Origin of the sequence: Mycobacterium appelbergii, assembly GCF_032883035.1 — a bacterium.
Lineage (GTDB): Bacteria > Actinomycetota > Actinomycetes > Mycobacteriales > Mycobacteriaceae > Mycobacterium > Mycobacterium appelbergii.
Window position 1 is genome coordinate 219,752 of record NZ_JAMQTH010000001.1, and the last position, 18,810, is coordinate 238,561.

An 18,810-nucleotide genomic window follows, 5' to 3' on the forward strand; every position below is an offset into this window, starting at 1 on the left:
ATGAGATGTCTGGCGGCCGTCACCGCATTGATCAGCTATCCCGTCAAAAGTTGTGCAGGCATGAACGTCTCGGCTACACAGCTCACCGAGGCCGGTCTCGACCATGACCGCACGTTCATGGTCGTTGGGCCAGATGGGACGTTTCGGTCTCAACGCCGAGACCCCCGGTTGGCGTTGATCAGACCCGTCATCGACACGGCGGGCCGCCGGCTCGGACTGCGGGCCGATGGAACGGATCCGATCGATATCGAAGTCGACGTCGAGGGCCCACGCAGGCCAGTCGTCCTCTTTGGCACCACTTACTACGGAATTGACCAAGGAGACGAGGTGGCCCAATGGATTTCGCACATCCTCGGCGCCGACAGCCGACTGGTGCGTGTTCCTCCGGAGCACCACCGGGTCACCGGCGGACTCACCCCTGGCATCTCCGGCTTCGCGGACAGTTCGCCCGTACATCTGATCTCATCGGAATCGCTGGCGCAGCTCAATGCCGTGATCGCCGACAAGGGTGGAGTCGCACTGCCGATGAACCGGTTCCGGCCCAACATTGTCGTCGACGGTTGGCCAGGGCCGCATCGCGAGGACCTGGCCCGCGGGATCGTGATAGCCGGCGCCGAACTCGGATTCGCCAAACCATCCATCCGATGCGTCACCACCATGGTCGACCAATTCGCCGGAGCCAGGGCCGGAACCGAACCATTGCGCAGCCTGGCCACCTACCGTCGGACCCCTGACGGGATTGCGTTCGGTGCGAAATTCTCGGTCCTTCGACCTGCACGCCTCGCCCTCGGTGACGAATGTATGGTCACCGAGTCGCAACCCGACCCGGTCTCCGTCCTTCTTCCTTCTGCATTACCGGTCCTGGGCGGGGCGCGGCGGCGGGCGTGAGTGCGTGTGAATCAGCCGGGGTGACCCGTACCGAGACCCGGGAGCGCGGCCTGGAAGGAATCGTCGCACGCATCCTGTGCGCCTTTGAGCTCCGGGATCTCTCGAGCGCTGACGCCGCCGCGCATCTTCGACGTGTCGATGAGGGGATCGCGTGCGGTGGCGGGGTCGGGGAAGTCCGGCACCCCGTTGTCACGCATGCACCGGGCGAAGTCGAGCGCGGCGTGCTGTTGCTCGGGCGTCCGCCCCGCGTCGGTGGACCATTCCTCCGGCGCCAAGCTCTCACACGTACCGATGGCCCTCTCCCATACGGGCTTCGGGACCGAGATTCCCCCGTAGGCAATCTGGCCGTCGGCACCCGGGTCGGGGAAGTCTGCGACGCCGTTCGCCCGCATACACTGGGAATACTTCGCCGCCTGCTCACCTCCGTTGGGGGTGGCACCGGCTTCGGCAGCTAGGGTGAAACAGCCCGAGCCGATCAGGGCGGCCATGGCAAGGATGGTCAGCGGTCGTGTGTTTCGGCGGGTGTGTGCTCGTTCGTTGTAGGTCATGCCCTTAGTGAAGGCCGTGCGGTGTTGTCAGCGCGTAAGCGAATTTCGATATGCCGGCGATATGTGCCGGCTCGTAGCATCGAGTAACTGTGCGTGTGTTGATCGTCGAGGACGAACCCCTGCTGGCAACGGCCATCCGTGATGGACTGCGGCTGGAGGCGATCGCCGCCGACATTGCAGGTGATGGTGACACCGCACTGGAGTTGTTGAGCCTCAACGCCTATGACGCCGCCGTCCTGGATCGCGATATCCCCGGACCCTCCGGTGACGAGATCGCCGAACGCGTCGTCGCCTCCGGGAGCGGCATGCCGATCCTCATGCTCACCGCCGCTGACCGGCTCGACGACAAGGCCTCCGGGTTCGAACTCGGGGCCGACGATTACCTCACCAAGCCTTTTGCACTACGGGAACTCGTCCTGCGGCTCAGGGCTCTCGACCGCAGGCGCGCCAATCCCAGACCACCCGTGCGAGAGATCGCGGGTTTGCGGCTGGATCCGTTCCGGCGCGAGGTCTACCGCGACGGCCGTTACGTCGCGCTCACCCGGAAGCAGTTCGCGGTTCTGGAGGTCCTCGTCGCTGCCGAAGGGGGCGTGGTCAGTGCCGAAGAGTTACTGGAAAGGGCCTGGGACGAGAACGCCGACCCCTTTACCAATGCCGTACGCATCACGGTGTCGACGTTGCGCAAGCGCCTCGGTGAACCATGGATCATCGCTACGGTGGCCGGCGTCGGATACCGCATCGACACCGCACCAGGGACGTGAAGGAGCTCGCCATGGAAAGGGCACCCGGGTTGAGTGTCCGACTCAAGCTCACCCTCAGCTACGCAGGCTTCCTGATGCTCGCCGGCGCCCTGCTGCTCGCCGCCGTGTGGCTGTTCCTGCTGCGTTACGTCCCCGACCGGATGATGATCATCCCGGGCAGCACCGACATCCCGTTCCCGAATGATGTCTTTCCGATTCGGTCCAGGCTCCTGCGCGCATTCGCTCCGGGAGCTGCCGCGGTACTGGCGCTGCTGCTGGTGTTCGGCCTGGTGGGTGGGTGGGTTCTCGCCGGCCGGATGCTCGCGCCCCTGACGCGTATCACCGACGCGACCCGCAGGGCCAGCGTCGGCTCACTGTCGCATCGAATTCGGTTGCGGGGCCGCAGAGATGAGTTCCGTGAACTCGCTGACGCCTTCGACACCATGCTCGCCCGGCTTGAGGCGCACGTCGCCCAACAGCAGCGGTTTGCCGCCAACGCTTCCCATGAGTTGCGCACCCCACTGGCAACCACGCGAACACTTCTCGACGTCGCGGCAGGCAATCCCGAGCGCGACACCGGCGAACTGATCGAGCGCCTCCGCGTCGTGAACACCCGCGCGATCGACGTCACCGAAGCACTGTTGCTGCTCAGCCGCGCCGATCAACGGTCCTTTCCCCGAGAACATGTCGATCTGTCCCTTGTCGCCGAGGAAGCCACCGAAACGCTTCTCCCGCTGGCAGAAGAACGTGGCATCACCCTGGAGGTTTCCGGCGAGGTGGCGCCCACCACGGGTTCCTCCGCCCTCCTGCAGCAGATGACGACCAACCTCGTCCACAACGCGATCGTCCACAACCTTCCCAACGAAGGCGCCGTGTGGATCAGCACCAGCGTTCATCCCGACGGCGTGATGCTCGCCGTCGAAAACACCGGCGAAAAGCTCACGCCGCAAATGGTTTCCACGCTTGTCGAGCCGTTTCATCGCGGTGCCACGCGCGTACGGACGCACGACTCCGGAGTCGGACTCGGCCTGGCAATCGTCAACAGCATCGCCCGGGCTCACGACGGAACCCTCGCCCTGACCGCCCGCCCCGCAGGCGGGCTGTGCGTCACGGTGCGATTCCCCCGGTAGGCTGTAGTGCGACGGGGGTGATTACTTCTCCTGTGGCACAGCCATGTTGATCGAGTATCCAACCCACGCGTTTGGCGGTTCGAAGATTGATTCCGCTGTCGCGGAGTTCCAGCCATGGCATCTTGGCTCCCAAGTCCTGTTCGATTTCCAGGATGCGCGCCAGGTCGACGGTCCATGCCGTGATGAGTAGGTTGGCCTCGCCCGTTGTGGACATGCAGAGTCGGAGGTTGGGCAGTGTGTGCAGGGTCGCTATGGTCCGCGTCTGATCGACGGGTCGCAGCCGGGCTCGCCACGTGCAGCTGATCGGGCGACGCGCGGCGTTCTGTGCGACCTCACAGCGGATGGAGAGTATCCCCGAGGCCAGTAGGCGGGGTAACTGCCGGCGCACGGTCGCCGGGTTGCGCCCGATGTGGGCGGCGATGCCGGCGGCGGTCTGCCGTCCGTCGCTGCTGAGTGCCTGAATGATGGGCCACGCGTTGGGCGGAGGCGCGGCGGCGGATGCGATGCGAGATCGTCGTGCGACGTTCTCCAATGCGCGCACCTGGGATCTGTTGAGGGCATCGAGCCGCCAGCTGCTGCCGTCGCGGTGGACTGCGGTCGCCAGGTAAGTACGCCTGCCCGCAACCCCGGCCATCGTGCCCAGCTCGTTGATGACGAACTTGCTCATCTGGGTCATGTCCGCCGTCATCACCGTCAGCAAGAGGTCATAACCCTGCGTGGACTCTTCTACGGTCACCACGCGCGGATCTGCGCACAACTCGGCCACGACAGCGCTTTGTGCGCCGGCTTGGCAATCGACTTCGACCAATGCGGTGACCTGATGGCGATAGGTGCCGCCGGGATGGACGGCCACCCAGGCAGCACCGCCGGCGCGCAATCGCTCCCACCGCGCCGCGAGGACCTGTGCCCCTACCTCGAGGATTCGCCCCGCTTCCGACCAGCTGACCCGCGGCGCTATCTGCAGCGCGTTGACCAACCGGAGGTCCAGCTCGTCCAACGGATCCGTATGCACGTTTCCACGATATCGGCATCCTTAAAATCACAAAACCATGACTTTGAAGCCGCTGACAGTTCGCGTTGCCAGCCTGAGTTTCATGGGTGCCACATCAGATGCGAATGGACTCGCCGGGCGTCTGATCGCGCTACGCCGACGGCTGCACTGCCGACCGGAGCTCGGTCTGGCGCTGCCAGAGACGCAAGCCCAGGTGCTCGCCGCGATCGGCCACCTGCCGCTGGAGATCACCACCGGCACCTCTCTGACGTCGATCACCGCGGTCATTCGCGGCAGGCCGGCCCCGCACGCCGTGTTGTTGCGCGCCGACATGGACGCGCTGCCGGTCGACGAGGCGACCGATCTGCCGTACGCATCGCAGGTGCGCAACGCAATGCACGGTTGCGGCCACGATCTGCACACGGCGATGCTGGTCGGGGCAGCCGAACTCCTCTGCGCGCGCCGCGACGCACTTTATGGCGACGTCGTGTTGATGTTTCAGCCGGGAGAAGAGGGATGGGAAGGCGCGCAGGCGATGCTGGATGAAGGCGTCCTCGATGCGGCGGGTAAACCGATCGCCGCGGCGTATGCGTTGCACGTCTTCTCCAATCAGCCTGCGGGAGCTGTCCGCACCCGTTCCGGCGCCGTGTTGGCGGCGTCGGCCGAGCTCGACGTTCGGGTGGTCGGAACCGGCGGTCATGCCTCGGCGCCACACCTGGCCCACGATCCCGTGCCCGCAGCTGCGGAGATGATCCTCGCGCTGCAACGCGCGGCGGGACGCGACATCGACGCCCAGGATCCGGCCGTCGTGACGGTCGGGGTGGTCGAGGCGGGCGAGCGGCCCAACGTCATCCCCGAATCGGCGCGGTTCGTCGCCAACATCCGGACCTTTTCCGCCGCAGCGCAACAGCGCGTCGAGCACCTCGCAGAGCGCGTGCTGAACGGCATCGCCGCCGCGCACGGTGTACGCGTCGAGGCCACGTTCTCCCCGCTTCGTCCCGCGACGATCAACGATGAGACCGAAACCGACCTCGCGGTAGACGTCGCCACCGACGTGTTCGGCATTCATCGCGTGACCCGGTCCGTCGGACCCGAGAACGGTTCCGAAGACTTCTCCCGTGTGCTGGCCCACGTACCGGGCTGCTTCATCAGCCTCGGTGCCATGCCCGCCGGCATGGACGCCGGTACCGCTGCCTACAACCACAGCCCCCACGCACTGTTCGACGACGGCGTGCTCATCGACGGTGCGAAGCTGCTCGCGGCGATCGCCATTCGCCGGTTACAAAACTGCCTGCCGGTATCGAAGGGAGAAGCCTCATGACCGCCACCAACACCCGGGACGGGCAGCAGGTCACCGCCCGCGTGACCCCGACACGTCACCTCGTGGCGATCGGGCTCGGCCATGCCATCGAGTGGTACGACTGGGGCGTCTATGCGGTGTTTGCGCCGTTCTTCTCCGATCAGTTCTTCGACGTCGCCGACCCAGCGACGGCGGTGTTGGCCAGCCTGGCGATATTTGCCGTCGGTTTCGGTGCCCGACCGCTGGGTGGCATTCTGTTCGGTCTCCTCGCCGACCGTCGCGGCCGGCGCTTCGCGATGATGCTGGCCGTCGGCTGCATGGCAGCGGCGAGCTTCATCCTCGGTCTGACGCCGTCCTACCACGTGATCGGTTTGTGGGCGCCGATCATGCTGCTCGTGACCCGTCTCGTCCAGGGAATGGCATGCGGCGGTGAGCTTCCCGCGGCGCAGACCTACCTCGCGGAGATCGCGCCACCGGCCAAGCGCGGCCGCTGGTCAAGTTTGATCTACATCTCCAGCGTGCTCGGGAACACCACCGGCATCACGTTGGGCCTCGTGCTGACTTCACAACTGTCCACCGCCGCGATGCACGAGTGGGGATGGCGGGTACCGTTCCTGCTCGGTGGACTTTTCGGCCTGATCACCGCGTATATGCGGCGGGTCATGGATGAACCCGACGTTTTTCGCGCTGACAGCGAAAGTGTTGGTGGCCATGGCATTTTCTCGACGATCTACGGTCACCGTCGACAGGTGATCCAGGTCGTCGGACTGAGCATCGGGTTCACCGTTGTCTACTACGCGTGGGTCATCGCGGCGCCCTCTTACGCCATCACGACACTGCACATCGGCTCGACGCAAGCCCTCACCGCGGCGATCGGTGCAGCCCTGGTGTTCATGGCGGCGATGCCGCTCTGGGGGGCGCTGTCGGATCGGATCGGCCGCAAACCGATACTCCTGATCAGCGTGCTGGGCAGCGCCACCGTCCAGTTACCGCTGCAGTGGTTACTGCACGACACGGCGTGGCAGCTGTTCTTCGCGTTGCTGATCGCGATGGTCCCGCTGGCCGCGGGTATCTCGATCCTGCCCGCGGTCTATGCCGAACTGTTCCCCACCGGAATCCGTTCCAGCGGAATGGCCATCCCGTACTCGCTCACCGTTGCGCTGTTCGGTGGAACAGCGCCCTACCTGCAGAGCTGGGCCAGCGCACACCTCGGCCGGACCGCCTTCGACGGGTATGTGGTGATCGTCCTGCTGATCACTGCGGCCACTGTGCTCACCCTTCCCGAGACGCGTGGTAGCCGCTTGGACGAGGCTGGCTGACATGCGACTTCTCGACCACCTTGCCGAGCACCCGATCCGGATCGTCGACCTGAGCCAACCCCTGTTCAACGGTGCGCCGTCGTCCCCATCGCACCCCGGCTTCCGGTCGGCGCTGACGCTGCGTCACGGCGATGCCGTGCGGGAGGACGGCATGACCGGTGCACACGAGCTGTTCACCTCCGGCGGTCATGTCGGGACGCATGTCGACGCCCTGTGTCACGTCGCTGTCGACGGCAGGATCTTCGGTGGGCGTCCAGCCGAAGTCGTCGACGGCCACTACGCCGCCGGGGGGATAGATGAGTTCCCGCTTGCCGTGCGCCGCGCCGTCCTCGTCGATGTGCCTGCACTACGCGGCGTCGGCCGACTGGCACCGGCCGAACCTGTCACTGCCGACGATCTCGACATGGTCGGCGTCCCGATCGGACCGGGTGACGCGGTCCTGGTGCGGACCGGATGGGCCCAGCTGTGGCCCGACAGCAATGCCTACCTCGGCCGGGAAACCGGAGTGCCGGGCCTCGATCCCTCCGGTGCGGCCTGGCTGGCCGACCGTCAGGTAGCGATCGTTGGCGCCGACACTCTTGCGGTGGAGAAGATTTCAGTCGCTGTCGGGCACAGCAGGCTACCCGTGCATCGCATCCTGTTGGCTGAACACGGCATCAACCTGATCGAAGTGATGAACCTCGAACCGGTCCGCGGCCAGACCGAATTCGCATTCGTCTGTGCACCGTTGAACATCCTCGGCGCCACCGGCGCTCCCGTACGGCCCCTCGCGCTGCTCGATCTCACATCCAAGGGAGGACAACAATGACCATTCGGATCGGATCTGCCGAGGTGGACCGGGTGCTGGAATGGGTCGGGCCGATCAAGACCGTCGACGACATGTTCCCGGACACCCCTGCCGACCTGTGGACCGACGACCTGGCTCCGCACTACTGGACGCCATCGACGCGGGCCTACCGCGCGGCGATCCAGACGTGGGTGGTGCGATCGGCCGGGCGCATCATCCTGATCGACACCGGCGTCGGTAACGATCGAGACCGACCGCAGGCGCCCCCACTCGATCACCTACGCACGGATTTCCTGCTGAGGCTCGCTGAAATCGGCGTCCAGGCCGCCGATGTGGACATCGTGATCAACACCCACATCCACTACGACCACGTCGGATGGAACACCACGCTCGACAACGGGGCGTGGGTGCCGGCGTTCCCCAACGCGACCTACCTGGTGCCGCAAGCGGATTACGACTACTTCCGCCCCGAGAACGCCGATCGGATGCGTGCTGCCCGCACCGACGACGAAAAGGCGCGCTTTGAGGGGATCCGGTTGGTCTTCGCTGACAGCATCGCCCCGATCGCCAACGCCGGACAATTACAGACCTGGCACGGGCAGCACCGCGTCGACGAGAATCTTCTACTCGAACCCGCGCCCGGTCACACGCCGGGGTCATCGGTCGTGTGGCTTGAAACAGGTTCTGGCGCAGTCTTTGTCGGAGATGTGATGCATACACCGTTGCAGATCAGCCGGCCCGACGACTGCTGCGCCTTCGATCTGGATGCGGCCCAGGCCCGCACCAGCCGGGGTGCTGTGCTCGCCAGGGCCGCCCGCGTTGGTGCCGGGGTGTTCCCTGCTCACTTCGCCGGCCACGGTGCAGCCACCATCGCGCCGAGCGGCCGGGGCTACGAAATCGCCGGGTGGGAACGCTTCGACGAGGTCTGACCCTCTCCCGGATCCGCGCCCAGAGCCCCTGCCTCCACGAAACGTGCGAGCAGAGAGGCGAAGTCGGCGCGCTCTGGTGATGTCCACTGCGAGATGTGCCGCGCGACTGCGGCATCCAACCGCAGCCGCATCGTGTGTACGCATTCAGTGCCGGTATCGGTGAGCTCGAAGAGGACCTGCCGCTTGTCGTCAGGTCGGCTCGTGGTGTGCAGCAGGCCCGCCTGAACCAGCGTCATCGCCCTTCTGCTCACCACGGAACGGTCCAATCCGAGCTCGTCGGCCAGTGAGCTGGCGGTGCTGGGTCCAAAGCGCGAGATCGCGCTGATCACCGGATACGTCGCCGGAGTCAAAGCCGGCGCCACATCGGCGGTGAGCTCGTCGTAGAGATTGACTCGAAATGCTCGCCCAACGAGCACACCGAGAGCATCAGCGATCGTCCGCTCGGGGGTCATGCCTTCATGATACTTGTGCAAAAGGCACACTTCTCGCTAATGTATGTGCGTAAAGCACACATATGAGGAGAACACCGTGACAACGATCGCCGCCGCCCTGCATGACCTGCTCAACGAGCGCGATATTCCGCTCGAAACGGCGGTTGCCCGACATTTCACGGACGACTACCAACAGCGCACGGACGGCGAATTGTCCGACCGGACTGGCTTCGTCGAGCACATCGCCCATCTGCGATCCATCGTCGAGCACGTCGATATCACGGTCAACGACGAGTTCGAGGACGGCTCTCGATACGCCGATCGCCATCTCGTGCGCGTGCTCAAGCGTGACGGCGCAACGGTGACCCAAGAGGTTTACCTGTTCGGCACCCGCGCGGCCGACGGCCGCTTCAGCTTTGTCGACGAAGTGACACTGATGCTCGACGGCGATGCCACCGATCGGGAGATGGGGCGCGCCCGCTGACAGCCGATTTACGATGGCTCCATGACGGTGGCGCGCCGATGACCGATTCCGGCGAGTATCCGCTGACACCGACTCAGCAGCGCGCGTGGCTGAACTACATGCGCGTGTATCACCGTCTCGAGTACGAGATGAATCATCACCTGCGGACCGAATGCGGTCTCTCGCTCTACGACTACACAGTGCTCAGCACATTGTCGCGCGCGCCGGATCGCCGCCTGCAGGTGACCTCGCTGGCAACAGTGATCGGGTGGGAGCGCAGCAGGCTGTCGCATCACCTCTTGCGGATGACGCGCCGCGGCCTCATCGAACGCGCGGCGTCGGCGACCGACGGCCGCGGGACGGTCGTCATCCTTTCGGCCGAGGGTGAGAACCTGCTCGCGAGAGCCGTTCCGGTGCACGCAGAGTGGGTTCGTAGGGTCTTCTTCGCCGACCTCGATCCCGATCGCGAGGATGCCCTCGCCGACATCCTCGCCACGGTTCACGAGAGCCTGTTGCGGGAGGGCACCCTGCCGCATCCGGACATCTAGACCTGATTGATGCCGCCGTCGACGACGACCTCCGAGCCCGTCATGAAGCTGCTCGCATCTGAGGCGAGGAACACCACGGCGGCAGCCAACTCTTCGGGATTGCCGATCCGCCCCATCGGATTCGATGCCAGGCTGTCGAGGAAGTTCTGCCGCTCGTCGCCCTCAGGCAGCAGTTCCTGCGCGCCTGGTGTGTTGATCGGGCCGGGCACGATGGTGTTGACCCGGAATCCGCGGTCGGCCAACTCGGTGGCCCAGGTGCGCCCGAAGGACCGGATGGCAGCCTTAGCTGCGGCGTAAGCCCCGAACGCCGGGGTCCCCCGGGTGGCCGCCGTCGAGCCGGCCAGCACAATCGAGGCGCCGGAGTTGAGCAGAGGCAGGGTCTTCTGCACGGTGAACACCGTCCCGCCGACGTTCCGGTTGAAGGTGTCGGCGAGGTGTTCGGGGGTTTCCTGCTCCAGGGTCACGAACTCACCGCTGCCCGCGTTGGCGAAGACGACGTCGAGTCCGGCACCTGCGGCGCGTATGACGTCAACCAATCGATCCAGGTCCTCAGCGCTGGAGACGTCGCCGGCGACGCCCACCACGCCGGCGCCGAGAGACGATGCGGCCTCCTCGACGCGCCGTTGGGTGCGGCCGGTGATGAACACTTTCGCGCCTGCGTCGGCGAACGCCCGGGCCGTCGCGTAGCCGATGCCGGACGTTCCACCGGTGACCAGTGCTGTCTTTCCTTCGAGTTGAGGCATCGTGCCCTCCTGTTGTCGGGGGAACGCCCGCCGCGTTCCGCCCCCTACAACTAGGTGACATGTCACGCTATTCCTGTCGGGTTGCAGACCGGCTGGCGTAGTGATGTGCGACACATGTCGTCAGGATGTTCTTCGATGCGGTGTCTTGTGCTCGAGCCCCACAGAGAGAAGACACGTTCACAGCCAGGCTGTTCAAGGAGTAGACATGACCGACGCGATCCAAGCCGGCCTGCTCGCCATGGCCGTCGCACGCTTCGCCGGTGGCGCGGCGAGCCGCATCACCCCGAGCGGCACAGCACGGTTCTTCGGCGCGACCGCGGAGCGGTCCCCGGAGTTCGACTACGTCGTCCGCGTGTGCGGAATCCGAGCCGTTGCCTTAGGCCTCGGCTATCTCTCGACCACCGGCGACGCCCGCCGTCGCTGGCAGCAGCTCGCCCTTCTCTGCGACATCTCCGACACCGCAGCGGGAATCGGTGACCTGGCGCGGGGCCAGATCCCGCGCAGCACCGCTCTTGGGGCGACGCTGCGCGCCGGCGTCTTCGCGGTCATCGGCGCCGCACAGATCATCCGCGACCGCGGTCAGATCTTGCCGCCCGGGAACATCGTCTTGACGGCCTGAGTGATGTTCGCGCGGGCGGTGGCGGCATCGGTGGGGTCCAGGGAGCTGATCGCCATCACGTAGCGGCGTTCGGGTCCGATGATGCCGGTGGATACGTGCAACTGGTTGCCGCCGTTCCAGCAGCAGAACCAGCCTTGTTTGACCGCAACCGGCTCGCCATAGAGCCCCTCGGGGATTCCGAATCGTTGCGGATACCCATCGGTTCCTGTCGGGGTGGATCTCGCGAGGTTGCCGACGATGATGTTGGCCTGTGCGGGTGGGAGCCCACCGCTGCCGTCCAGCAGCATGCGGTAGTAGCGGACGAGATCGCTTGCAGTGCTTGTCGTCACGTCCCAGTGCCCGTTGGAGGGCGCCGTTGTGCCGGCCAGGCCGTATCGCGCCTTCACACGGGCGATGATGGCATTCCCGCCGCTGCGGTCCCAGAAGTTCTGCGCCGCGCTGTCATCGGAGGACCGCAGCATGAGGTCGATCGAACTGCGGTCGGCGGCAGAAAGTTTCGTCTTGCCCTCCGATTCCTGCAGCAGCAGGTCATCAGCGATGAACAGCTTCACCACCGACGCGACGGGGAAGGCCGTGTCGGCGCCGTTGGAGACGATCTGGCCGGTGGTGCGGTCCAGCACGACGGTCTGGATGTCAGCACCAGACTCGGCCGCATCAGCGATGGCTTGACGGGCGCGGGCGTCGAGTCCGTCGAATGGCGCCGCCGGCGGCGCACTCCAGGCCTGAGCCGTACACCCGCTTGCGAGCAGCCCCACACAGATGATGGCCATCCCCGTCACCGCCCGATTCAGCAGCCGCCGACGCATGAGTCTCCTTCGAATAGATCCTGAAACCAGGGAGCGAGGCGCCCATCGGTTGTCCAGCCTAAACGGCAGACGCAGCCGGAGTCGGCCGAGGAGGAGTGGACATCGTCTGGGCCAGTTCGTAGCCTGTCCGAGACATACACAGCCGGGCCGTTGTCGGTCCTTGCAGCGAAGGACCGTGACAATCCGAATGACCGGGGTGCGCCAGTCACTTCGGCGAACGATGTGCGGTTCGGCGGTGGCGGTCATCATGCTGGCCACGTCCATGGGCGGCGTGCATGCGGACCCTGCGGCGGACGCGCTGTCGAAGCTCGACGAGTTGTCCCGCCAGGCGGTGCAGAGTCGCGAGGCCGTCACAACCGCCCAACGCGATGTCGACGCCAGACTGGCCGACCAGAGCGCGGCCGAGGACCGCCACCGCGCCGATCTGGAGGCCCTCGCGGTCGCAAACCTCCAGCTCCAGCCCTATCAGTCCGCGGTCGACCGGGCGGCGGCGATGACCTACATGAGTGGACACACCGGTGAGATGGCGGCGGTGCTGACCGCAGCCTCCCCACAACAGCTGATCGACCAGCTGTCGCTGCAGCGGACAGTAGCGGCTCAGCTCGCCGACGAGTTGAAGGCCTTTCGATCAACCCGTGAACGCGCGGCCACCGCCGCTCAGGCCTCAGAGAAATCGGCCGCCGACGCCCGTGCCACGGCTGAGCAGGCCTCCGCGAAGCGCGCGGACCTGCAGGCCAAGTGGGGTGAACTGCTGCGCCAGATCGCCGCCGCGGAGGCTCAGTACGGGGCGTTGACCCCGCAACAGCAAGCGGTGATCGACAACGCGGTGCCCGGCCAGCCTCCCGCCGATGCTGGACCATCCCTGGCGGCTGCCGTCGTGGATATCCCCGAGGCGTTGCCCGTCGGCGTCGCGTCCGAGGCGGGGTTGCAGCCCAACACCATCGTGGCCGCCCGGGCCGTCAGCGCGAGATTTCCTCAGATCGCCGACATCGACGGGGTCCGGCCGGACTCTAAGCCATGGCATCCGAGCGGTCTGGCGATCGACATCATGATTCCCAACCCGGACAGTCCCGAGGGCATCGCGCTCGGAGACCAGATTCTCGCGTTCGCGATGAGTAATGCGGCCCGCTTCGGGCTACAGGACGTGATCTGGCGAGGTACCTACTACACGCCGGCCGGTCCGCAGGCATCGGGTTACGGCCACTACGACCACGTGCACATCACCACGACGCCACGCCGTTAATTGGGGTGATTTCGGCGTGATCGGTTGCGCTCAGCGGAACCAATCACGCCGAAATCGCGCGTCGCACAATGGCGATGAGCCGGGTCGGGATACTCAGACAGATCCAGCCAGGTGAACCTGAGCACCTGCCAGCCCACCAACGTTTTACCGTCACGGCTCAGCAAATAGATTCACGCAGCCAACCGCCGGATTTCAATGCGGAGCGCCCCGCCGACCACCGCGCTTTTATGCAGTCAAAGTATCGATCGATGCGAATTCTGGCTTGGACACGGATTTGCGACAACTGCCAATGTGACTTGGGCACAAATTCCAGTGCGATGTGGCCGACGTCATAGAAGGCTCCTGGAGAGTCTCCCGACATTCAGGAGCACGATGACTTCCACCGATCGCGCGCCCGGGAAACCGGCGCCCGTCGTCGGCTACGCCTACCCGTGGGACGTGATCGGAGACCCGGGATTCGTCGACCGGGCCCTGGCGCTCGGAATCTCGCGGATCGCGCTCGCCGCTGCGTACCACACCACCCGGGCTGCGACTCCGCTCCACCCGCGGACCCGGCTGGTCACCGCGCGCAGCGCCGCGTTGTACCGGCCCGTGCGCTCTGATGCCTGGGCGGGCCGTCGGTTGGTGCCCGCGCCGGCGGAGTGGGTCGGCGACGTCGACCCGTTCGGCCACGCAGCTGCCGACCTGGTCGACGCCGGGATCGAGGTCGCGGCGTGGATTGTGCTGACGCACTCCACCCGGGTCGGTGAGGCGAATCGCGATCTGGCCGTGGTGAACTGCTTCGGTGAGGCGTATCCGTACGCCCTGTGCCCGCAGTCGCCTCTGGTGCGCGAGTACTCCGCCACCCTGGCCGCCGAGGCCGTGCGTGACGTGCCCTGCTCAGGGGTTGTCCTCGAGGCCTGTGGCCAGCTCGGGATCGTGCACGGTGGGCACCACGAGAAGACCGAGGGCGCCTACGACACGGAGACCCAGCGGCTGCTGTCGATCTGCTGCTGTACCGCGTGCCAAGACGCCTGGCGCGCAGAAGGTCTGGATCCGGGCCAAGTGGTGGCGGGCCTGCGCGCCGGAGCGCCGGACCCGACGGTTCTGGACACGCTGCTCGAGATCCGCCATGACGCTACGGATGTGCTGCGACGCACGGTGATCGAGGCCGTGCGAGCCGCAGCACCCGGGCGGCTCGAGATCGCCTTGCACGGTCAGCCGAACCCCTGGGCGACCGGAGCGCTACCCGGCCTGACGCCGACGGCTGCCGATGACGTCGATGTGGTCGTATCGCAGTGCTGGGCGACCGGCGAGCAGTCGGTTGAGACGGTTCACGACCTGGTGAAGACCCTCGACGGGCGTGCGGCGCCTGCGTCGTACATCACCGTGCTCCCGCCGACGACCGAAGAGTCTTTCGGCCCGCACGTGGCGGCACTTCTGGACGCAGGGGCGCGCGAGTTGCATCTCTACCACCTCGGACTCGCCGGCCCGGATCGGCGGCACCTACTCGCCGAGGCGGCCCGATCTGCGCTGACGAGATCCACGAGTTGAGGGAACCATGACAATCCTGAAACGCGTCTGGCGCGGGTTGGACACCGCGTTCGAGGCCCTGGTCCTGCTGTGCCTCACCGCGGTTCTCCTCGTGGTCCTCTGGCAGGTATTCGCCAGGGAGGTCCTCGGAAGCACGCCCGGCTGGAGCGAGGAGACCGCGCGGCTCCTCATGGTTTGGATCGGATTCCTGATGACCGCCATCGGTTTCCGTGAGGGTGCACACATCGCGCTGACGTTCGTCGTCGACCGGTTCCCGCCGGCGTTGCGGCGGATTGTGCTGTGGCTGGGCCCTCTGCTGGCCCTGCTGTTCGGGATCTACCTCGTCTACCAGGGCGTCCAGTTCGCCGCCGCAACGCGATTCGCCACACTGCCCGGCACCGGGCTGCCGCGCAGCGTCCTGTACGTGGTGCTGCCGGTCGCCGGGTTGATGATCTGCCTCTACACCATCCTGCAGGTCTTCGGAGTGAGCACCCAGCGATACCTCGACACACCGACCGACGACGTTCACATCGACTGAGCTGGAGCTCGCGTGCCCATCGACCCCATTGCCGTGGCGATCCTCCTGGGAGGCTTCGCCGTACTCATCCTGCTCCGCGTGCCGATCGCGCTGGCGCTGGGCCTCGCGGCGGTTTTCGAGGCCTTCTATCTCGGCCTCCCGCTGCCGATCGTCGGACAGCGGATGGTCGCCGGGCTCGACATCTTCGCGCTGCTGGCCATCCCGTTCTTCATCCTCGGCGGCGAGATCATGGGCGCAGGCGGGATCTCCCAGCGACTGATCTCCTTGGCCAGTCTGCTGGTCGGCTGGCTCCGCGGTGGCCTGGCGATGATCAACATCGGTGCCAGCACCTTCTTCGGCGCGCTGTCGGGTTCGTCGGTGGCCGACGTCTCGGCGATCGGTTCGGTGACGATCCCGATGATGAAAAAGAAGGGGTACGACGCCGATTACGCGGTCTGCGTGACCATCTCCGGCGCCGCCCAGGCCGTGATGATCCCGCCCAGCCACAACTTGGTCCTCTACTCGATGGCCGCGGGTGGAGTGTCGGTCGGTGCCCTGTTCGTCGCCGGTATCGTCCCGGGCCTGCTGATCGGTTTGTCGCTGCTGGTACTCGTCTACATCCTCGCGGTCCGGCGCGGCTACCCCAGAGAGACACTCGTTCCGATCGCGGAGATCCCACGCATCGTGTGGGAAGGGCTGCTGAGTCTCCTTATGCCGGTGATCATTCTCGGCGGAATCCTCAGCGGCATATTCACCGCGACGGAGTCGGCGGCTATCGGCTGCGTCTACGCCTTCATCCTGACGTTCGTCGTGTACCGCGACATTCCGATCTCGGGCATCGTCGGTATCCTGCAGCGCACCGCACGGACGCTCGGGGTGGTGCTTTTCATCATCGCGGCGGCCGGGGCGTTCGGTTACTTCCTGGCCTTCCTCCGGATCCCCGAGGCGGTCACCGAAGGGCTGATCGGCCTCTCGGACAACAAGATCGTCATCCTGTTGCTGATCAATATCCTGCTGCTCGTGCTCGGCGCGGTGATGGACATGGCGCCTCTGATCCTGATCATGACGCCGATCCTGCTGCCGGTGGCCACCAGCCTCGGGATGGATCCGGTCCAGTTCGGCATCATGCTGTTGCTCAACCTCGCGATCGGCCTCATCACTCCTCCGGTCGGCAACGTCCTGTTCGTCGGGGCGGCGATCGGCCGGATCTCGATCGAGAAAGTGTCGCGGGCACTGCCGATCTTCCTCGTGCCGCTGCTCCTGGTGCTCCTGCTCATCACGTTCCTGCCGAAGTTGTCTTTGGCACTACCGGGCCTACTCGGTCTATAGAAAGTGGGAATCATGGCCAACCGGATCGGGCGCCCCACGTCGCTGAGTCGACGCACCATACTCAGGGCCGGTGCCATGGGCGCCGCAGCGCTGGCGACCCTCCCACTGGCCGCTTGTGGACCTGGGGGCAACGCGGAGCACTACTTCCGGTTGGCCGAGACCCATCCCGAGGACTACCCGACCACGCTTGGTGACAAGCGGTTCGCGGAGTTGGTGCGGGAGCGCAGCAGTGGCCGGATCCAGATCCAGGTCTTCGCCGGAGGGCGCCTGGGTGAGGAGGCCGACATCATCGAGCAGGTCCAGTTGGGTGTCATCGAAATGACCCGGGTGAGCTCCGCGCCGATGGCCGAGTTCGCCACGCCTATGGGGCTTTTCGGCCTTCCCTATATCTTCGACGACGCCGACCACATGTGGCGGTTCCTCGACGCCGACGATGGAGGCCAGAAGCTGCTGGGCGAGATGGAGACTGCCGGGTTCAAGGGACTCTGCTACTTCGACCCGGGCGCGCGGAGCTTCTACACGACGGACAAAGTGATCACATCGCCCGAGGACGTCAGGGGGCTGAAGTTCCGGGTGCAGGAGACGGCGGTGATCATGGACTTCATCGAGGCACTCGGCGGCTCGCCGACACCGATGGGCTATGGCGAGGTCTACAGCTCGCTGCAGAGCGGTCTCCTCGACGGCGCGGAGAACAACCCGCCGAGCTACTACTCGGCTTCGCACTATGAGATCGCGCCCAACTACACGCTCGACGAGCACATGCGGGTGGCCGAGATCCTGATCGTCAACAGAAGCGTGTGGGAGGATCTGCCCGCAGAGGACCAGGACCTCCTCCAGCAGGCGGCCGCCGACGCGGTGCCGTTCCAGAAGGAGAAGTGGAACGCACAGGTCGACGCCGACATGCAGAAGCTTCGCGACGCCGGGGTCACGATCACCCGGGTCGGCGACATCACCCCCTGGCGCGCGGCCACACAGTCGGTCATCGACAAATACGGCGAGCAGTACGCCGAATACCTCGACCGGATCGACGCGTTGCGGCCGTCGAGTCAGCATTGACATTCAGAGGAAGGATCGCGATGACCCAGACGGTACTGATCACCGGTGCGAACGGTGGCCTGGGACGGCTGATGCGCCCCCGGTTGGCGCGCCCCGGACGAACGCTGCGACTGCTGGACCTGGTGGCGCCCGAGGCGCCTGGCGATGGCGAGGCCGTGGAGGTTCTCGTGGGGTCGGTGACCGACGCCAAGGCGATGCGTGATGCCTGCACCGGCGTCGACGCCGTGATCCACCTCGGGGGGATCAGCGTCGAGGCGCCCTGGCAGGACATCCTCACCAACAACATCGATGGCACCCGGGTGATGCTCGAGGAGGCGCGGGCGGCCGGCGTGGCGCGGGTCGTGCTTGCCTCGAGCAACCACGCCGTGGGCTTCTACGGCCGGGACGACGCGGGCCCGGACGGCCTGCCCGCCGACATACCGCCCCGCCCCGACACCTACTACGGGTTCAGCAAGGCGGCGCAGGAAGCCCTGGGCGCACTCTTCCACTCCCGCTACGGGATGGACGTGACCTGCCTGCGGATCGGCTCCTGCTTCGAGAAGCCGTGGGATTCGAGGTCGCTGTGGACCTGGATGTCGCCGGATGACGGGGCTCGGCTGTTGGAGGCATGCCTCGCCACGCCCGAGCCGGGATTCCGGACCGTGTGGGGTATCTCCCGCAACACCCGACGGTGGTGGTCACTGAAGGCCGGTGAGCAGATCGGCTACCACCCACAGGACGATTCTGAGGTGTTCGCGCAGGAGATCCTCGCCGGGGTCGACGAGTCAGCCCCGGGAGCTCACGAGCGGTTCGTCGGCGGCAAGTTCTGCTTCACCGAACTCGGCGCGCATCAGCGCTAGAACATTTTCGGGACACGTGCATCGTGCGTAAGCCGATAGGTGCAGATATCAAGGCGCGCACACCTCTGTGGC

General features: G+C 65.9%; 21 protein-coding genes. 16 read left to right on the forward strand and 5 right to left on the reverse strand.

What is annotated here, in order from left to right:
- Positions 1-888 (forward strand): MOSC domain-containing protein, encoded by an 888-nt coding sequence (locus M1247_RS00955; protein ID WP_317154383.1) that lies wholly within the window; start codon positions 1-3, stop codon positions 886-888.
- Between the two features lie 11 nt (positions 889-899).
- Here the strand turns inward: M1247_RS00955 and M1247_RS00960 are convergent, their stop codons facing one another.
- Positions 900-1,436 (reverse strand): hypothetical protein, encoded by a 537-nt coding sequence (locus tag M1247_RS00960; RefSeq protein WP_317154384.1) that lies wholly within the window; start codon positions 1,434-1,436, stop codon positions 900-902.
- An 89-nt stretch (positions 1,437-1,525) separates the two neighbouring features.
- Here M1247_RS00960 and M1247_RS00965 point away from each other — a divergent pair, with 89 nt between their 5' ends.
- Entirely contained in the window at positions 1,526-2,197 is a 672-nt protein-coding gene (locus tag M1247_RS00965) for a response regulator transcription factor (RefSeq protein WP_317154385.1), read from the forward strand.
- A gap of 11 nt (positions 2,198-2,208) precedes the next feature.
- A complete protein-coding gene (locus M1247_RS00970) occupies positions 2,209-3,306 on the forward strand; it encodes a sensor histidine kinase (RefSeq protein ID WP_317154386.1) in 1,098 nt (365 codons plus the stop codon).
- Here M1247_RS00970 and M1247_RS00975 read toward each other — a convergent pair.
- On the reverse strand, positions 3,284-4,318 hold the full coding sequence (locus M1247_RS00975; protein ID WP_317154387.1) for an Lrp/AsnC family transcriptional regulator: 1,035 nt from the start codon (positions 4,316-4,318) through the stop codon (positions 3,284-3,286). The two genes, M1247_RS00970 and M1247_RS00975, sit on opposite strands and share 23 nt — an antisense overlap.
- An 82-nt stretch (positions 4,319-4,400) precedes the next feature.
- Between M1247_RS00975 and M1247_RS00980 the strand changes: the two genes are divergently transcribed.
- From M1247_RS00980 to M1247_RS00995, 4 genes are read left to right on the forward strand one after another with little or no spacing between them, the layout of a single operon-like run.
- Entirely contained in the window at positions 4,401-5,618 is a 1,218-nt protein-coding gene (locus M1247_RS00980) for a M20 metallopeptidase family protein (RefSeq protein ID WP_317154388.1), read from the forward strand.
- The gene (locus M1247_RS00985; RefSeq protein ID WP_317154389.1) at positions 5,615-6,916 is read left to right on the forward strand and encodes an MFS transporter; all 1,302 of its coding nucleotides are present in this window, start codon (positions 5,615-5,617) and stop codon (positions 6,914-6,916) included. Before M1247_RS00980 ends, M1247_RS00985 begins: the two co-directional genes overlap by 4 nt.
- A 1-nt stretch (position 6,917) precedes the next feature.
- Positions 6,918-7,724 carry a cyclase family protein gene (locus M1247_RS00990; RefSeq protein ID WP_317154390.1) on the forward strand — a complete coding sequence of 269 codons (807 nt, stop codon included), beginning with the start codon at positions 6,918-6,920 and terminating at the stop codon, positions 7,722-7,724.
- Positions 7,721-8,632, forward strand: coding sequence for an MBL fold metallo-hydrolase (locus M1247_RS00995; protein WP_317154391.1), 912 nt, complete (start codon positions 7,721-7,723; stop codon positions 8,630-8,632). The genes M1247_RS00990 and M1247_RS00995 overlap by 4 nt, the downstream gene beginning before the upstream one ends.
- On the opposite strand, the gene M1247_RS01000 is transcribed toward M1247_RS00995, so the two are convergent.
- Positions 8,593-9,084: a MarR family winged helix-turn-helix transcriptional regulator gene (locus M1247_RS01000; RefSeq protein ID WP_317154392.1), complete on the reverse strand. Its 492-nt coding sequence runs from the start codon at positions 9,082-9,084 to the stop codon at positions 8,593-8,595. The two genes, M1247_RS00995 and M1247_RS01000, sit on opposite strands and share 40 nt — an antisense overlap.
- 76 nt (positions 9,085-9,160) lie before the next feature.
- Between M1247_RS01000 and M1247_RS01005 the strand changes: the two genes are divergently transcribed.
- Both M1247_RS01005 and M1247_RS01010 read left to right on the forward strand, forming a co-directional pair.
- Complete coding sequence (locus M1247_RS01005) at positions 9,161-9,547, forward strand: nuclear transport factor 2 family protein (RefSeq protein WP_317154393.1); 387 nt, start codon at positions 9,161-9,163, stop codon at positions 9,545-9,547.
- Between the two features lie 38 nt (positions 9,548-9,585).
- Positions 9,586-10,074, forward strand: coding sequence for a MarR family winged helix-turn-helix transcriptional regulator (locus M1247_RS01010; RefSeq protein ID WP_317154394.1), 489 nt, complete (start codon positions 9,586-9,588; stop codon positions 10,072-10,074).
- Here the strand turns inward: M1247_RS01010 and M1247_RS01015 are convergent.
- Complete coding sequence (locus M1247_RS01015) at positions 10,071-10,817, reverse strand: SDR family oxidoreductase (RefSeq protein ID WP_317154395.1); 747 nt, start codon at positions 10,815-10,817, stop codon at positions 10,071-10,073. The two genes, M1247_RS01010 and M1247_RS01015, sit on opposite strands and share 4 nt — an antisense overlap.
- Positions 10,818-11,022: 205 nt before the next feature.
- Here M1247_RS01015 and M1247_RS01020 point away from each other — a divergent pair, with 205 nt between their 5' ends.
- Complete coding sequence (locus tag M1247_RS01020; protein ID WP_317154396.1) at positions 11,023-11,436, forward strand: hypothetical protein; 414 nt, start codon at positions 11,023-11,025, stop codon at positions 11,434-11,436.
- Here the strand turns inward: M1247_RS01020 and M1247_RS01025 are convergent.
- Positions 11,397-12,242 carry a serine hydrolase gene (locus M1247_RS01025; RefSeq protein WP_317154397.1) on the reverse strand — a complete coding sequence of 282 codons (846 nt, stop codon included), beginning with the start codon at positions 12,240-12,242 and terminating at the stop codon, positions 11,397-11,399. The two genes, M1247_RS01020 and M1247_RS01025, sit on opposite strands and share 40 nt — an antisense overlap.
- A gap of 187 nt (positions 12,243-12,429) precedes the next feature.
- Between M1247_RS01025 and M1247_RS01030 the strand changes: the two genes are divergently transcribed.
- From M1247_RS01030 to M1247_RS01055, 6 genes are all read left to right on the forward strand, one after another.
- On the forward strand, positions 12,430-13,485 hold the full coding sequence (locus M1247_RS01030; protein WP_317154993.1) for a coiled-coil domain-containing protein: 1,056 nt from the start codon (positions 12,430-12,432) through the stop codon (positions 13,483-13,485).
- A 372-nt stretch (positions 13,486-13,857) separates the two neighbouring features.
- Positions 13,858-15,018: a hypothetical protein gene (locus tag M1247_RS01035; RefSeq protein ID WP_317154398.1), complete on the forward strand. Its 1,161-nt coding sequence runs from the start codon at positions 13,858-13,860 to the stop codon at positions 15,016-15,018.
- A gap of 7 nt (positions 15,019-15,025) precedes the next feature.
- Positions 15,026-15,535, forward strand: coding sequence for a TRAP transporter small permease (locus tag M1247_RS01040; RefSeq protein ID WP_317154399.1), 510 nt, complete (start codon positions 15,026-15,028; stop codon positions 15,533-15,535).
- Positions 15,536-15,547: 12 nt separating this feature from the next.
- Positions 15,548-16,843 (forward strand): TRAP transporter large permease, encoded by a 1,296-nt coding sequence (locus M1247_RS01045; RefSeq protein WP_317154400.1) that lies wholly within the window; start codon positions 15,548-15,550, stop codon positions 16,841-16,843.
- Between the two features lie 12 nt (positions 16,844-16,855).
- Positions 16,856-17,899, forward strand: coding sequence for a TRAP transporter substrate-binding protein (locus M1247_RS01050; RefSeq protein ID WP_317154401.1), 1,044 nt, complete (start codon positions 16,856-16,858; stop codon positions 17,897-17,899).
- A 20-nt stretch (positions 17,900-17,919) separates the two neighbouring features.
- Positions 17,920-18,738 (forward strand): NAD-dependent epimerase/dehydratase family protein, encoded by an 819-nt coding sequence (locus M1247_RS01055; protein WP_317154402.1) that lies wholly within the window; start codon positions 17,920-17,922, stop codon positions 18,736-18,738.
- Positions 18,739-18,810: the final 72 nt, after the last annotated feature.

What these genes read in the sequence shown, in the direction of transcription:
- M1247_RS00990 (WP_317154390.1), top strand. Translation starts at nt 6,918, where the DNA reads ATGCGACTTCTCGACCACCTTGCCGAGCACCCGATCCGGATCGTCGAC.
- M1247_RS01010 (WP_317154394.1), top strand. Translation starts at nt 9,586, where the DNA reads ATGACCGATTCCGGCGAGTATCCGCTGACACCGACTCAGCAGCGCGCG.
- M1247_RS00955 (WP_317154383.1), top strand. Translation starts at nt 1, where the DNA reads ATGAGATGTCTGGCGGCCGTCACCGCATTGATCAGCTATCCCGTCAAA.
- M1247_RS00970 (WP_317154386.1), top strand. Translation starts at nt 2,209, where the DNA reads ATGGAAAGGGCACCCGGGTTGAGTGTCCGACTCAAGCTCACCCTCAGC.
- M1247_RS01055 (WP_317154402.1), top strand. Translation starts at nt 17,920, where the DNA reads ATGACCCAGACGGTACTGATCACCGGTGCGAACGGTGGCCTGGGACGG.
- M1247_RS00980 (WP_317154388.1), top strand. Translation starts at nt 4,401, where the DNA reads ATGGGTGCCACATCAGATGCGAATGGACTCGCCGGGCGTCTGATCGCG.
- M1247_RS01050 (WP_317154401.1), top strand. Translation starts at nt 16,856, where the DNA reads ATGGCCAACCGGATCGGGCGCCCCACGTCGCTGAGTCGACGCACCATA.
- M1247_RS00985 (WP_317154389.1), top strand. Translation starts at nt 5,615, where the DNA reads ATGACCGCCACCAACACCCGGGACGGGCAGCAGGTCACCGCCCGCGTG.
- M1247_RS01000 (WP_317154392.1), bottom strand. Translation starts at nt 9,084, where the DNA reads ATGACCCCCGAGCGGACGATCGCTGATGCTCTCGGTGTGCTCGTTGGG.
- M1247_RS01020 (WP_317154396.1), top strand. Translation starts at nt 11,023, where the DNA reads ATGACCGACGCGATCCAAGCCGGCCTGCTCGCCATGGCCGTCGCACGC.
- M1247_RS00960 (WP_317154384.1), bottom strand. Translation starts at nt 1,436, where the DNA reads ATGACCTACAACGAACGAGCACACACCCGCCGAAACACACGACCGCTG.
- M1247_RS01040 (WP_317154399.1), top strand. Translation starts at nt 15,026, where the DNA reads ATGACAATCCTGAAACGCGTCTGGCGCGGGTTGGACACCGCGTTCGAG.
- M1247_RS01030 (WP_317154993.1), top strand. Translation starts at nt 12,430, where the DNA reads ATGACCGGGGTGCGCCAGTCACTTCGGCGAACGATGTGCGGTTCGGCG.
- M1247_RS01015 (WP_317154395.1), bottom strand. Translation starts at nt 10,817, where the DNA reads ATGCCTCAACTCGAAGGAAAGACAGCACTGGTCACCGGTGGAACGTCC.
- M1247_RS00995 (WP_317154391.1), top strand. Translation starts at nt 7,721, where the DNA reads ATGACCATTCGGATCGGATCTGCCGAGGTGGACCGGGTGCTGGAATGG.
- M1247_RS01025 (WP_317154397.1), bottom strand. Translation starts at nt 12,242, where the DNA reads ATGCGTCGGCGGCTGCTGAATCGGGCGGTGACGGGGATGGCCATCATC.
- M1247_RS01035 (WP_317154398.1), top strand. Translation starts at nt 13,858, where the DNA reads ATGACTTCCACCGATCGCGCGCCCGGGAAACCGGCGCCCGTCGTCGGC.